Source organism: Aeromonas sp. S19(2024) (genome assembly GCF_041402625.1).
GTDB lineage: Bacteria > Pseudomonadota > Gammaproteobacteria > Enterobacterales > Aeromonadaceae > Aeromonas > Aeromonas caviae.
In genome coordinates this window covers 74,702-88,562 of record NZ_JBGLQU010000010.1, presented here as the reverse complement: position 1 = coordinate 88,562, position 13,861 = coordinate 74,702, and the positions used below count along the sequence as shown (strand labels likewise).

14 protein-coding genes and 1 tRNA gene are annotated in these 13,861 nt (G+C 61.2%); 5 read left to right on the top strand and 10 right to left on the bottom strand.

Translation table 11 applies throughout. The features are described from left to right. The first annotated feature begins 83 nt into the window (after positions 1-83). Complete coding sequence (gene mgtE / locus ACB037_RS17310) at positions 84-1,508, top strand: magnesium transporter (RefSeq protein ID WP_371175656.1); 1,425 nt, start codon at positions 84-86, stop codon at positions 1,506-1,508. A 154-nt stretch (positions 1,509-1,662) separates the two neighbouring features. Further along, entirely contained in the window at positions 1,663-2,148 is a 486-nt protein-coding gene (gene rraA / locus ACB037_RS17305) for a ribonuclease E activity regulator RraA (RefSeq protein ID WP_010676045.1), read from the top strand. A gap of 270 nt (positions 2,149-2,418) precedes the next feature. On the opposite strand, the gene ACB037_RS17300 is transcribed toward rraA, so the two are convergent. The 3 genes from ACB037_RS17300 to ACB037_RS17290 all read right to left on the bottom strand — a co-directional run bounded on the left by ACB037_RS17300 (position 2,419) and on the right by ACB037_RS17290 (position 4,963). Then, entirely contained in the window at positions 2,419-3,093 is a 675-nt protein-coding gene (locus tag ACB037_RS17300; RefSeq protein ID WP_010676046.1) for a 7-cyano-7-deazaguanine/7-aminomethyl-7-deazaguanine transporter, read from the bottom strand. Positions 3,094-3,237: 144 nt separating this feature from the next. Continuing rightward, positions 3,238-3,525, bottom strand: coding sequence for a DUF3630 family protein (locus ACB037_RS17295; RefSeq protein WP_041211964.1), 288 nt, complete (start codon positions 3,523-3,525; stop codon positions 3,238-3,240). Positions 3,526-3,535: 10 nt separating this feature from the next. Further along, a complete protein-coding gene (locus ACB037_RS17290; RefSeq protein WP_371175655.1) occupies positions 3,536-4,963 on the bottom strand; it encodes a YdiU family protein in 1,428 nt (475 codons plus the stop codon). Positions 4,964-5,067: 104 nt separating this feature from the next. On the opposite strand from ACB037_RS17290, the gene ACB037_RS17285 reads away from it, so the two are divergent. After that, positions 5,068-5,370 (top strand): cytochrome c, encoded by a 303-nt coding sequence (locus ACB037_RS17285; RefSeq protein WP_043153448.1) that lies wholly within the window; start codon positions 5,068-5,070, stop codon positions 5,368-5,370. A gap of 99 nt (positions 5,371-5,469) precedes the next feature. Here the strand turns inward: ACB037_RS17285 and recQ are convergent, their stop codons facing one another. Beyond that, complete coding sequence (gene recQ / locus ACB037_RS17280; protein WP_371175654.1) at positions 5,470-7,305, bottom strand: ATP-dependent DNA helicase RecQ; 1,836 nt, start codon at positions 7,303-7,305, stop codon at positions 5,470-5,472. Positions 7,306-7,436: 131 nt separating this feature from the next. Between recQ and ACB037_RS17275 the strand changes: the two genes are divergently transcribed. After that, positions 7,437-7,901, top strand: a complete 465-nt coding sequence (locus tag ACB037_RS17275) for a thioesterase family protein (RefSeq protein WP_039039661.1) — start codon at positions 7,437-7,439, stop codon at positions 7,899-7,901. 123 nt (positions 7,902-8,024) lie between these two features. Then, positions 8,025-8,552: a hypothetical protein gene (locus ACB037_RS17270; RefSeq protein ID WP_010676052.1), complete on the top strand. Its 528-nt coding sequence runs from the start codon at positions 8,025-8,027 to the stop codon at positions 8,550-8,552. A 238-nt stretch (positions 8,553-8,790) separates the two neighbouring features. On the opposite strand, the gene ACB037_RS17265 is transcribed toward ACB037_RS17270, so the two are convergent. From ACB037_RS17265 to ACB037_RS17240, 6 genes are all read right to left on the bottom strand, one after another. Next, a tRNA-Pro gene (locus ACB037_RS17265) sits at positions 8,791-8,867 on the bottom strand. Positions 8,868-9,008: 141 nt separating this feature from the next. Then, entirely contained in the window at positions 9,009-9,734 is a 726-nt protein-coding gene (locus ACB037_RS17260) for an MOSC domain-containing protein (RefSeq protein ID WP_371175653.1), read from the bottom strand. Between the two features lie 48 nt (positions 9,735-9,782). Continuing rightward, on the bottom strand, positions 9,783-10,625 hold the full coding sequence (locus tag ACB037_RS17255; protein WP_010676054.1) for an ABC transporter permease subunit: 843 nt from the start codon (positions 10,623-10,625) through the stop codon (positions 9,783-9,785). Further along, positions 10,622-11,527: an ABC transporter permease subunit gene (locus tag ACB037_RS17250; protein WP_010676055.1), complete on the bottom strand. Its 906-nt coding sequence runs from the start codon at positions 11,525-11,527 to the stop codon at positions 10,622-10,624. The genes ACB037_RS17255 and ACB037_RS17250 overlap by 4 nt, the downstream gene beginning before the upstream one ends. After that, entirely contained in the window at positions 11,524-12,678 is a 1,155-nt protein-coding gene (gene potA, locus ACB037_RS17245; RefSeq protein ID WP_010676056.1) for a polyamine ABC transporter ATP-binding protein, read from the bottom strand. The genes ACB037_RS17250 and potA overlap by 4 nt, the downstream gene beginning before the upstream one ends. A gap of 76 nt (positions 12,679-12,754) precedes the next feature. Further along, positions 12,755-13,834 (bottom strand): polyamine ABC transporter substrate-binding protein, encoded by a 1,080-nt coding sequence (locus tag ACB037_RS17240; protein ID WP_371175652.1) that lies wholly within the window; start codon positions 13,832-13,834, stop codon positions 12,755-12,757. Positions 13,835-13,861: the final 27 nt, after the last annotated feature.

Sequence of the window (13,861 nt, the reverse complement as noted above, 5' to 3'; positions counted from 1 at the left end):
ATCTACTGTCATAACCTCTTGTTTTGAGTCTGGTATCCTATGGGCTGTGTCAGCCGGACCACCGAATTCAGGAATTCTGCTTCATGTCCCTCCCCCCCAAGAACCGCGCCAAACAGCGTGAACACGACAGAGCCCGCATCCTCACGCTGCTGCTGGCCGATGACGCCCTCACCGAGAGCCTGCTCGACCCGCAAGGGGAGCAGGACGCAGCGCTTCGGGATCAGACCAGCGAGCTGACCCGGCTGGTCAACAGCCTGCCCGCCGCCGATATCGCCGATGCGCTGGAGTCCCTGCCGCCGGACGAGCGCCACGTGCTGTGGCAGCAGGTGGATGCAGACAAGCACGGCCAGATCCTGGTGGAAGCGTCGGAGACGGTGTGGGACAGCCTCATCAGCGGCATGAGCGACAAGGAGCTGCTGCACGCCCTGAGCACCCTCGACATCGACGACCAGATCTACCTGGGTCAGCACCTGCCCCGCAACCTGATGGGGCGGCTGCTCACCTCCATGGCGCCGGTGGACAGGGACAAGGTGCGGGAGGTGATCCGCTACGGCAAGCACACGGTCGGCGCCATGATGGACTTCGAGCTCATCACGGTGCGGCCCGACGTGACCCTGGCCACCGTCCAGCGCTATCTGCGCCTGCGCGGCCAGATCCCCGAGAACACCGACAAGCTGTTTGTCACCGATCGGCGCAACCGGCTGCAGGGGGAGCTGCCCCTCACCGCCGTGCTGCTGCACAAGCCCGAAACCCTGGTGAGCGACGCGATGGAGAAGGATCCGGTCACCTTCGATCCGGAAGACAACGACGAGGCCGCCGCCCGCACCTTCGAGCGGGACGACCTGGTCTCCGCCGCCGTGGTGGATGCCAGGGGCAAGCTGATGGGCCGGCTCACCGTCGCCGAGGTGGTGGACCTGGTCTATGAGGAGAGCGACACCGACCTGCGCCGGATGGGGGGGATCAGCGAGGAAGAAGACGTGTTCGCCCCCGTCTCCAAGGCGGTCAAGACCCGCTGGGCCTGGCTCGCCATCAACCTCTGCACCGCCTTCGTGGCATCGCGGGTGATCGGCCTGTTCGAGCACACCATCTCCCAGCTGGTGGCGCTGGCGGCCCTGATGCCCATCGTCGCCGGCATCGGCGGCAACACCGGCAACCAGACCATCACCATGATAGTGCGGGCGCTGGCGCTGCAGCATATCCAGACCGGCAACGTCTCCTTCCTGCTGTGGCGCGAGCTGGGGGTGGCCCTGATCAACGGCCTGGTGTGGGGCGGCATCATGGGCATCGCCACCTTCCTGCTCTATCAGGATGCGGCGCTGGGGGGCGTGATGACGCTCGCCATGATCCTCAACCTGCTGGTGGCGGCCCTGATGGGGGTCATCATCCCCATGACCATGAGTCGGCTGGGGCGCGACCCGGCGGTGGGTGCCAGCGTGATGATCACCGCCATCACCGACACCGGCGGCTTCTTCATCTTCCTGGGGCTGGCGACCCTGTTCCTGCTCTAGGGCCCGAGGCTGACCGTCTGCGGCTCCTGCCATGACGCGGGGCCGCTTTCGCGCAAAAACGGCATTTCCCGCCACAGGGCAAGGAATAGTCGTTGAAATGCCAACCCCACTCCTTATACTGGATCCACCTGTTTCCAGCGGTGGATCTGACACAATGGAATACAACACTTCAGAACTGTGCGACATCTATCAGGACATGGTGGATGTACTCGAACCCATGCTCTGCTCCTTCGGCGGCCGCGCCTCTTTCGGCGGCGTCATCACCACGGTCAAGTGCTTCGAATCGAACGGTCTTATCCGTGAACTGGTCAAGGAGAACGGCGTTGGTCGCGTGCTGTTGATCGACGGTGGCGGCTCCATGCGTCGTGCCCTGATCGACAGCGAGATCGCCACCACGGCGGCGGAAAATGAATGGGAAGGGATCGTCTGCTACGGTTGCGTCCGTGAGGTCGATATCCTGGAAGATCTCGACATCGGCATTCAGGCTCTGGCGGCCATTCCGGTGGGCGCCGACAGCAAGGATATCGGGGAAACCGATCTGCCTGTCAACTTCGGCGGCGTCACCTTCCTGCCGGATGACCACCTCTATGCCGATACCACAGGGGTGATCCTCTCCCCCGATGCCCTCGACATCGAGTAAACAGCGCTGAGTGAAAATGGGAGCCCTGGCTCCCATTTTTTATGCCCGCTGATGGCGGAAAAGACGCAAAAAAGAGGGCCAGTAAACTACTGGCCCCTTAACTGGAAGCAATGTGAGCAATGTCGTGCCTTCACAAGAAGTCCATCACGTTGGAACAAATGAAGTCTTTCCCGGAAAACAAGGTAACAATAATCATTCTCATTTAACTGTGCAAGCCTTATTTGCGAAGATCGCAAAAAAATTGACCACCCATGGGGGTGGTCAATCTCGTCAGGCTTGTCGCGTAGCAGCTTGCAGGCCAGCCAATCCGGCCTCCCCCACCAGCTTGCGGCTGAGATAGCGCAGCAGCACACCGTAAAGCGGCACAAACAACCCCAGACTTATCAGCAACTTGAATACGTAATCTACGGTCGCGATCTCGACCCAGTGCTCGGCCATGAAGGGATCCGTGCTGCGCCAGAAGGCGATGCTGAAGAAGGCGATGGTATCCACCAGATTGCCGAACAGGGTGGAGGCCGCCGGAGCCACCCACCAGGCTTTCAGCAGGCGCAGGCGGTTGAACACCACCACATCCATGAACTGGCCCACCAGATAGGCCATAAAGCTGGCTAACGCGATCCGGGCAACAAAGAGATTGAACTCTGCCAGATTGCCCACCCCCTGGAAGCTCCCTTCGAAGAAGAGCACCGAGAGCACGTAGGACACGGTCAATGCCGGCAGCATCACGGTCTGGATGATCTTGCGTGCCAGGCCGGCGCCGAAGATCCGCACCGTCAGATCGGTGGCCAGGAAAATGAACGGGAAGCTGAAGGCACCCCAGGTGGTGTGGAAGCCAAAGATGGTGATCGGCAGCTGCACCAGGTAGTTGCTGCTGGCAATGATCAGGATGTGGAACAACGAGAGACGCATCAGTGCCGTCTGGTACTGAGCCGGAGTCAGGTTCATATTGTGACCTTTTTGGTTAATGGGGTTAGGGAACCCATATCGCCACCATGGCGATAATCAAGGGGCAAGATTATACGCCCCAAAATTGATAGTTCAATCTTTATGCGGTTATCTCAAGGGATTGACTCGCATCGCACGCAAAGCTCACTCCCGGGACTGCCGAGCCAGCCAGAGCAGCGCCTCCGCGTCGTCCGGCTGCACCGCCGCCAGCCAGCAGCCGCTGTAATGTTCGTACTCGAGCCGAAAGCGGCTGCCTTCAAACTCCAGCAGCCAGCTGTGGCGATCCGCCCCCCACTCCCGCTCGAGGGCCGCCAGCTCCCACTCCTGCAACAGGGCCTCGGCCAGGGTCGGGAAGCTGTCCCAGTCAAGGCCTGGGCAGGTCAGCATCACCACCCCGGCTTCCCTGTCTGTCTGCGTGATACGCCAGTTCATCCGTTGCTCCTCAACTGCTGCACGAGAGCTCGCCCCCGCAATACCAGCCCGGATGCGGGGTGGCGAGATCCTCGTATTCCGGTTGCTCATCATAGGGGTGCAGCAGGGCAACAAACAGCCGCTCGAACGGCGCCATGTCGCCCTGCTCTGCCGCCTCTATCACCTGTTGGGCCAGGGCGTTGCGCAGCACATACTTGGGATTGACCGCATCCATCTGCCCCTTGCGCACGCCATCCACGCTCCCTTCCCGGGCGAGGCGCGCCCGATAGGCCTCAAGCCACCCCTGCCAGACGGCAGGATCGGGCAGCAGGGCCAGCAGGCGGGCGGGCCACGCTCCCTCTCGCGTCACCTCACCGAGACGTCGCAGGAAGAGGTGGTAATCCACCTTGTGCGCCGCCAGCAGCCGGAACAACTCGCGGAACAGCGCCGGATCCTCCTCTTCCCACACCGCCAGCCCCAGCTTGGCGCGCATCAGCTCGGAGTAGTGCAACATCAGCTGGTGCTCGTACTGGGCCAGGGCCGACGCGAGCGCGTCGCCATCCACATGGCCGGCCAGCGCCTGTGCCAGCTTCTGCAGGTTCCAGTATCCGACCGCAGGCTGCTGATCCAGCGCATAGCGACCGTCCGGATCCGAGTGGTTGCAGACGAAGTCCGGCACATAGGCGTCGATGAAGCCGTAGGGGCCGTAATCCAGGGTCAACCCGAGCAGGGACATGTTGTCGGTGTTCATCACCCCGTGACAGAACCCCGCCGCCTGCCACTTGGCGATGAGCCGCGCGGTGCGGCGCACTACTTCGGCAAACAGCTCGGCGCCATCGGCCAGCTCGGGGAAGTGGTAACGCCGCGCATAGTCGATGAGGGCGGGGATCTTCTCCCCCTGCCCGCTCCAGGCGAAATACTCGAAATGACCGAAGCGCAGATGGCTCGGCGCGGTGCGCAGCACGGTCGCCCCGCTCTCCACCTGCTCCCGGTAGACAGGCTCGTCACTGCCCAGCAGCACCAGAGCCCGGGTGGTGGGAATGCCGAGGGCATGCAGCGCCTCGGAAGCCAGGTACTCGCGAATGCTGGATCGCAGCACGGCACGGCCGTCGCCGAAGCGGGAGAATGGCGTCTTGCCCGCCCCTTTGAGGTGCAGGTCCCAGCGGCTGGCATCAGGCGCCAGCTGCTCCCCCAGCAGCAGAGCGCGGCCATCCCCGAGGCGCGGGCTGTAACCACCGAACTGGTGGCCCGCATAGACCTGGGCCACCGGCTGCATGCCCGGCAGGGGCTGCCCCTGGCCGCAACAAGCGAGCCACTGCGCCTCACTCACCTCCCCGAGCCCCAGCTCACCAAGCAACACACGGTTCAGATGCAGCAATCTGGGGCCATGCAGCGGCTGCGGGGCAACGGGCTCGCAAGCCCAGGGGAGTTCGGTGGCAAAAGTGTTGATCAACTTCATGGTGATGGAGGTTGTCCCTGCGTATGCTCGTGTCACTCTTTATACCGCCGTCGGCTCGTCGAGGCTAACAGGCGATCACGATTATTCATTTCAAGGAGAAGACAATGCCAAAGTGGGTCTATACCCTGCCCCTGCTGGCGCTTGCCTGGGGCCATCAGGCCAAGGCGGCCGACATAGACGCAGGCAAGGCCAAATCCGTGGTCTGTGCCGCCTGTCATGGCGCGGATGGCAAGGCGAGCGTCCCGACCTACCCCCACCTCGCGGGCCAGAACCAGGCCTATTTGCTCAAGCAGATGAAAGCGTTCAAGGAGGGTTCCCGTACCGAGCCGCTGATGGTTCCCTTCATGGCGATGCTGACCGAGGCGGACATGGAGAATCTGGCAGCCTATTACGCCAGCCTGAAATAACGCATGGCGCCGACCAACGGGCGCCTTTTCACTGTTTGTTGTGCCAGCCTACCGGCCTGGGCCTGCAGCGGTCGATGACAAGGTCTACCTGGGCCGACCCTACCGGCGGCAGTAGTCGATGATCAGGTCCATAAAGGCCTCACCGAAGCGCTCCAGCTTGCGGTGACCGACACCGTTGACCGCCAGCATTTCCTCCTCGGTCATCGGCATGAGCTGTGCCATTTCAACCAGGGTGGCGTCGTTGAACACCACATAGGGCGGCACCTCTTCATCCTCGGCGACCTGCTTGCGCAGGGCGCGCAGCTCCTTGAACAGCCGCTTGTCATAGTTGGCGTTGTCGAGCAGGCCGTTGCGCTTCTCCTTGCGGCTGGAGATGGGCTGCAGGCGGGGGACTGCCAGTTCAAGCTTCATCTCGCCACGCAGCACGGGTCGAGCCGCTTCGGTCAGCTGCAACACCAGATTGCGGGTGATGTTCTGGGTCAGCAACCCCTTGTGGATCAGCTGGCGGATGACGCTCATCCAGTATTCGTGGCTCTGATCCTTGCCGATGCCGTAGGTCGACAGCTTGTCGTGACCGTGATCCTTGATGCGCTGGTTCAGCGATCCGCGCAGCACCTCCACCACATAACCCACCCCGAAATTCTGTCCCACCCGCCAGACGCAGGAGAGCGCCTTCTGGGCATCTTCGGTGCCGTCATAACTCTGGGGCGGATCGAGGCAGATGTCGCAGTTGCCGCAAGGCTTGTCGTTGTACTCGCCGAAGTAGTTGAGCAGCACCTGACGGCGGCAGGTCTGCGCCTCGGCGAAGGCCGCCATCACGTTGAGCTTGTACTGCTCCACCTGCAACTGCTGGGGGTTTTCGATGTTGTCGAGCAGCCGGCGCACCCGGCCAATGTCGGCGGGATCGTAGAGCAGCAGTGCCTCGGCCGGAGTGCCGTCACGCCCGGCGCGGCCGGTTTCCTGATAGTAGGATTCGATGTTCTTCGGGATGTCGTAGTGCACCACGAAGCGCACGTTGGGCTTGTCGATGCCCATGCCGAACGCCACCGTCGCCACCACGATTTCGATGTCATCCTTGAGGAAGGCCTCCTGGGTCTGCTGACGCAGCTCGAGCGGCAGGCCGGCATGATAGGGTGCCGCCTTGCAGCCGTGACGGGATAGCCGCTCGGCCACCTCCTCCACCCGGTTGCGGCTGGAGCAGTAGACGATGCCGCAGTTGCCCTTCTGGCTCTGCACGTAGCGCAGCAACTGCTCCGCTGCCTTGAACTTCTCCACCAGGCTGTAGCGGATATTGGGCCGATCGAAGCTGGCGGTGTGGATGAAGGGATCGTTCAGTTCCAGCCGGTGCAGCATGTCGCTGCGGGTCGCCTCGTCGGCGGTGGCGGTGAGCGCTACCACCGGCACCTGGGGAAACCACTGCTTGAGCCGTCCCAGCGCCGCGTATTCCGGCCGAAAATCGTGCCCCCACTGGGAGACGCAGTGGGCCTCGTCGATGGCGAACAGGCCGAGGGGCAACTCCGCCAACCGGTCCATGAACTCGTGCTGCAGCAAACGCTCGGGGGAAACATAAACCAGCTTGATCTCGCCCCGGCGCATGGCGGCAAAGTTCTGGATCATCTCTTCCCGGCTCAGTGCCGAGTTGATGTAGACCGCCGCCACGCCGTTGGCGCGCAGGGTGTCGACCTGATCCTTCATCAGCGAGATGAGGGGGGAGACCACCACACCGAGCCCGGGTCGCAGCAGCGCCGGGATCTGGTAGCAAAGCGACTTGCCGCCGCCGGTGGGTTTGAGCACCAGGGCATCGCGCCCCGCCACTATCTGCTCGATGACCTCGAGCTGGCCCGGCCGAAACTGCTGATAGCCAAACACCGCCTGCAACAGGGCAAGGGGATTCTCTGGCTGAGGGTCAGGCAGGGTTTCGGCAATGACGGTCATGGGCTCTCCTTTGGGGTCGCCATTCTAAAGCAGCCGCCGCCCACAATAAACCTGCCATTGCGAGTGTTAAGGAAGTGTTGCAGACTGGCTGGAGTTTTTACTCGGCTTTGATGACAGGGCGGACTCAAGGAATGAAACAGATGCTCAAGAAGATGGCGCTCAGTGGCATAGCCAACCTGTTCGCCGAAAAGATGCCCTTCAACAAGCTGATCGGCATGCAAGTCACCCACTACGACTTCGATAAAGTGGAGCTGCGCATCAAGATGGAACAGAAGCTCATCGGCAACCCTTTCCACAACATACTGCACGGCGGCGTCACCGCCAGCCTGCTCGACGTGGCGGGCGGCATGATAGTCGCAGCCTCCTGCATCGACGAGCTGGAGGACTTCTCCCCCAGCTATCTCAAGGAGCGCTTCTCGCGGCTTGGCACCATCGATCTGCGGGTGGACTATCTTCGTCCCGGTCGCGGCAACGAGTTCATCGCCACCGCCCACATCATCCGGGCAGGCAGCAAGGTCGCGGTCGCCCGCATGGAGCTGCACAACGAAGAGGGCACTCACATCGCCTTCGGCACGGGGACCTACCTCGTCGGCTAATGGTTTTTATTGCATAAAAAGTGCGCTTCTAAGCTGATTTTAATCATTAGAATTCTTACCCCCTCCTCCGCTCAGGGTCCATACTGAAAGTCGGGATTCTGTGCAGAGGGAGGATTGCAGACGATGAGCGCGATACTGGCTACCCAACCATCCAGAGCCTTGCTGACACGACTTGAGGCCATGCGCGAAGAAGTGCAGACCCCAGAGTGCCGTCACTGGTTGGAACAGGAGCTGGAGGGGTATTCTCTCTGTTCACCCCTGCCCTGGTATCGCATCATTGCCTGTCGGCAACGCGGTCACTTCCTGAATCTGAAGACGGGAAAATATCTGACTTGCCATATCGGCAGCCAAACGCTAAGCCAACGCGACCTGGCCCAAGTTCAGTTCATCTATGCCCGTGAACCCGCCGCCCACTATTTACTGCGTCACGATTCCCATATCGAGCCCTGGCCGGAATCGCTGCTGGAAGCGTATCGAGAGCAGCTGATCCCTGGTCATCTCTGCCTGCAAGCCTGGCATGAGCCCGTGTCTTCGCTGCGTTCACAACTGATGGAGGGAATAGCACATTTCATTAGTGAGTACCCCAAGCATGCGGCCCTGCAAACCCAACACGGTTTCAAGGCATTGCGGCATCAACACTGGCATATCTGAATGAGCGCCTGGGGCGCAAGGAGGGCACCATCGACAAGACCCACAACGAGATTGTCACAATCTAGAGTGCCGGAGTCAGGATCAGACTCCACCAGTGGGGCCACCGAGCGGTGGCCCTTTTAGTTGGGCAGATGAGGAAGATCGGAGCAGCAGCTGCAGCAATCGACAATGGAAATGTCAGCTTTGCTTCAACAGACCAAATGCGAAAAGGCCGCTCATTGAGCGGCCTTTTCAAATGTGGTCGGTGTGAGAGGATTCGAACCTCCGACCCCTTCGTCCCGAACGAAGTGCGCTACCAAGCTGCGCTACACACCGATGTCTGCGGGGCGAGAATTTACCGAAAGCCCCGACCCGACACAAGCCTTTTTTTGCATTCACTCTAAAAAAATGGCTTTACGCTCAATAATTCAGCGAGTCGCAGGAAAAATCGCCCACAAGGTATCTTTCCGCCTGCCTTCAGTCCTGTCGAGGCAACCTGAACTCGGTCGGCCCCAGCAAACGCCGGCTCCAATCCGCCACCACTCCATGTTCCAGCCAATGAGCCGCATGCTGGCGCCAGTTGGGAGAGAGCGCCGGGTTCTCCAGCAGCAGTTGCAGCTCTTCCTCGTTGCGGGCCTGGTTGAACAGGATGTCGGCGGTGCGCTTCACCGTCAGCTCAGGGTAGGGTCTGTCCACCAGTGTCAGCTCCCCCTGCGGATCCACCCTTCCCTCTTCCAGCACCCGCAGCAGCCAGCCACAGCGACCACTCAGCTGCATCACCTGGGAGAGCTGGCCATAGCCAAAGCGCTGGTTGAGCTTGAAACAGGGGGATCTGGGCTGGCTTATCTGGATCAGCGCCTCTCCAAGTCGATAGACATCGCCGATGCAAGCCTGCACCTCCGTCAGCCCCGAACCAGAGAGATTCTCGCCAAAGGCGGCAGGCTGCCAGGGTGTGCGCGGTACAGGCAGTCCCAGCGCGGTTTGCCAGGTTTTCCACCAGGCGTAGTGCTCCGCAGGGTAATGGTGCAGGGCCCGATCCGGGCCGCCATGATGGCGTCTGTCGCTCTGCTCATCCCCGCGAAGGCCGAGGAAATCGCACCACAGAGGGGCGTCGGCAGGCTGCTTGTGGATGGCACTGATGAGGCCGGGGGCCTGCTCTGGGTTCAGTTCGGCGCTCTGGCCGATGAAGAGGGAGATCCGCATTCCATTCTCCTGACGGATGGGGGAATGCGGATCTTATCACGGGGCAAGTCAGGCAACTGCCTGCATCTGGGTGGTCATGGCGATTTCGGCACGGCGGCGTTTCTCCGCCCGGGCCATCAGATACCAGCTACCGAAGGTGAACAGGGATACCGACAGCAGGATCAGACTCGCGATGGCGTTGATCTCGGGCTTCACGCCGAGACGCACCGCCGAGAACACCTCCATCGGCAAGGTGGTCGAACCCGGGCCGGAGACGAAGCTCGCCAGCACCAGATCATCCAGCGACAGGGCGAACGACATCATGCCACCCGCCGCCAGCGACGGGGCGATCATCGGGATGGTGATCAGGAAGAACACCTTCCAGGGCTTGGCTCCCAGGTCCATGGCCGCCTCCTCGATGGAGAGATCCAGCTCCCGCAGCCGCGCCGACACCACGATCGCCACATAGGCGGTACAGAAGGTGGTATGTGCTATCCAGATGGTCAGCATGCCCCGCTCCGCGGGCCAACCCACCAGCTGGGCCATGGCCACGAACAGCAGCAGCAGGGAGAGACCGGTGATCACCTCGGGCATCACCAGCGGCGCCGTCACCATGCCGCCGAACAGGGTCCGGCCACGGAAGTGAGGGATCCGGGTCAGCACGAAGGCCGCCACTGTCCCCAGCGCCACCGCCGCGATGGCGGTGTAGAAGGCGATCTCCAAGGAGCGGAACACGGACCCGATCAACTGTTTGTTGTCGAGCAGGCCGAAGTACCACTTGAGCGACCAGCCCCCCCACACCGTCACCAGCTTGGAGGCGTTGAAGGAGTAGATGACCATGATGATCATGGGCAGGTAGATGAACAGCAGCCCCAGCCACAGCATCAGCTTGGCAAAACCGAAACGTCTCATGCCTTGCCCTCCAGCTCTTTGGCCTGGTTGCGGTTGAACAGGATGATGGGAATGATCAGAACCGCCAGCATCACCACCGCCAGGGCGGAGGCCACCGGCCAGTCACGGTTGTTGAAGAACTCCTGCCACAACACCTTGCCGATCATCAGGGTCTCCGGGCCACCCAGCATCTCGGGGATGACGAACTCGCCCACCACCGGGATGAAGACCAGCATGCAACCGGCGATGATGCCGTTCTTGGAGAGTGGCACCGTGATCTGCCAGAACCGGGTCAGGTTGCGGGCACCCAGATCGGAGGCCGCCTCCAGCAGGCTCTGGTCGTGCTTGACCAGGTTGGCATAAAGCGGCAGCACCATGAACGGCAGGTAGGAGTAAACGATGCCGATATAGACCGCCAGGTTGGTATTGAGGATCTGCAGCGGTTCGTCGATCACCCCGATGCCCAGCAGGACGCTGTTGAGCAGGCCGTTGTTGCTGAGGATCCCCATCCAGGCGTAGACCCGGATCAGGATCGCCGTCCAGGTCGGCATCATGATGAGCAGCAGCAGAACGGTCTGGGTCTCCTTGTTGGCCCGCGAAATGGCGTAAGCCATGGGATAACCGATCAACAGGCAGAGCAGGGTGCTGACCAGGGCTATCTTGAGGGACCCCAGATAAGCCGCGATGTAGAGCTCATCCTCCTGCAGCAGCAGGTAGTTGCCCAGATTGAGCAGTATGGTGAGCTGATTGTCTGCCCAGCTCACCACGTCCGTGTAGGGCGGGATGGCCACGTCCGCTTCGGCGAAGCTGATCTTCACGACGATGATGAAGGGCAGCAGGAAGAAGAGGAACAGCCAGAAGAAGGGGATGCCGATGACCAGCTGCCGCCCTCCCACCTGTTTGAGTCGTCTCAATGCCTTCATGATTGCAGCACCACGCCGCTGTCATCTTCCCAGTAGAGGAACACCTGGTCATCCCAGGTCGGCCGTTTGCCGTGGCGTTCGGCATTGGCGATGAAAGCCTGAACGATTTTGCCCGAGGGCAACTGGATGTGATACACGGAATGGCCGCCCAGATAGGCGATGTCATAAACCTCGCCCTTGGTCCAGTTGAAGTCCGGATGCTCGATCTCTTCCGGCTTTTGCAGGCTCATCAGCAGTTTTTCCGGACGCAGGGCATAGGTGACCTTCTTGTTCTCCGCCCGGGAGCTGATGCCGTGACCCACATAGATGGGCTGCTCCAGATCCGCACAGGCGATGATGGCGTGGTCCTGCTCATCCTCCACCAGCAGGCCGTCAAACAGGTTGACGTTGCCGATGAACTCGCACACCAGCCGACTGGCCGGGGTCTCGTAGATGTCCATCGGGCTGCCGATCTGCTCGATGCAACCGAGGTGCATGATGGCGATCCGCTCGGCCATGGTCATGGCTTCTTCCTGATCGTGGGTCACCATGACGCAGGTCACGCCCACCCGCTCGATGATCTCGACCAGCTCGAGCTGCATGGTGGAGCGCAGCTTCTTGTCCAGCGCTCCCATGGGCTCATCCAGCAGCAGCAGCTTGGGACGCTTGGCCAGGGAACGAGCCAGGGCCACCCGCTGACGCTGACCACCGGAGAGCTGGTGCGGCTTGCGGCGGGCGTACTGGGTCATCTGCACCAGCTTGAGCATCTCTTCCACCCGGGCATCGATCTCCGCCTTGGGCAGGCCATCCTGCTTGAGGCCGAAGGCGATGTTCTGGGCCACTGTCATGTGGGGAAACAGGGCATAGGACTGGAACATCATGTTGATGGGGCGTTCATAGGGCGGCATGTCGGTAATGTCGACGCCGTCGAGGAACAGCCGTCCTTCCGTGGGTCGCTCGAACCCGGCCAGCATCCGCAGCAAGGTGGACTTGCCGGAGCCGGACCCACCCAGCAGGGCGAAGATCTCGCCCTTGTGGATGTTGAGAGACACGTTGTCGACCGCCAGCGTTTCGTCGAACTGCTTGCTTACCCTGTCTATTTTGACCAGCACTTCTTTACGCTGCTGGCTGCCCTCGAGGGCTTTCTTGTAGGCACTGGAGGCTATCGCCATTACCAAACTCCCAAAGGTGATTCCGGCCTGGGCCGATCCATCAATACAATCTGGCGCCCCGGGATGGGCGCCAAGGTTAGGTTCCGGATTTGATCTTGGTCCAACTCCGGGTGATCAGGCGCTGCACCGAACGGGGATGTGCTTCCTGCACATACAGACGCTCAAGCACCGCCTGGGGGGGATAGACTGACTCGTCCTCGCGAACGGCCTTGTCCATGAACTCTCCCGCCTTGATGTTCGGGTTCGCGTAACCCACATAGTCGCTCACCTTGGCGATGACCTGCGGTTCGAGAATGTAGTTGATCAGGGCGTGAGCCTCTTTCACGTTGGTGGCATCGGCCGGGATCGCCATCATGTCGAACCAGAGATTGCCACCCTCCTTGGGGATGCTGTAGGCAATATTGATCCCCTTGCCCGCCTCCTCGGCCCGGGACGCAGCCTGCAGGATGTCGCCGGAGAAACCCGCCGCCACGCAGATGTTGCCGTTGGCGAGGTCACCGATGTACTTGGAGGAGTGGAAGTAGGCCACGTAGGGGCGCACCTTGAGCAGCTGCTCTTCGGCCCGCTTGATATCCGCCGACTCATGGCTGTTGGGGTTGAGCCCCAGGTAGTTGAGGGCAGCCGGGATCATCTCGTCCGCCGAATCGAGGAAGGCCACGCCGCACTGGGAGAGCTTCTTCATGTTTTCCGGCTCGAAGATGGTCGCCCAGGAGTCAATCTTGTCGACACCCAGCACTTCCTTGATCTTGTCGACGTTGTAGCCGATGCCGTTGGTGCCCCAGAGGTAGGGCACGGCGTACTGATGGCCCGGATCCACCTTCTCGAGCTGCTTGAGCAGCATGGGGTCCAGGTTGCTCAGGTTTGGCAGCAGGGTGAGGTCCAGCTTCTGGAAGGCCCCCGCCTTGATCTGCTTGGCCAGGAAATTGTTGGAGGGCACGACCAGATCGTAGCCGGTGCGTCCGGTCAGCAGCTTGCCTTCCAGCGTCTCGTTGGAGTCAAACACGTCGTAGACGGTCTTGATCCCGGTCTTCTGCTGAAAGTCACTGAGGGTGGTCTCGCCGATATAATCGGACCAGTTGTAAAAATGAACCACAGGGGCTGCCTGGGTCAGATTTGCAAACCCCAGGGTCAGGGCCAGCGTTGCCATCTTGGTCATGTGCACTTATCAGTCCTCATTTGTGTG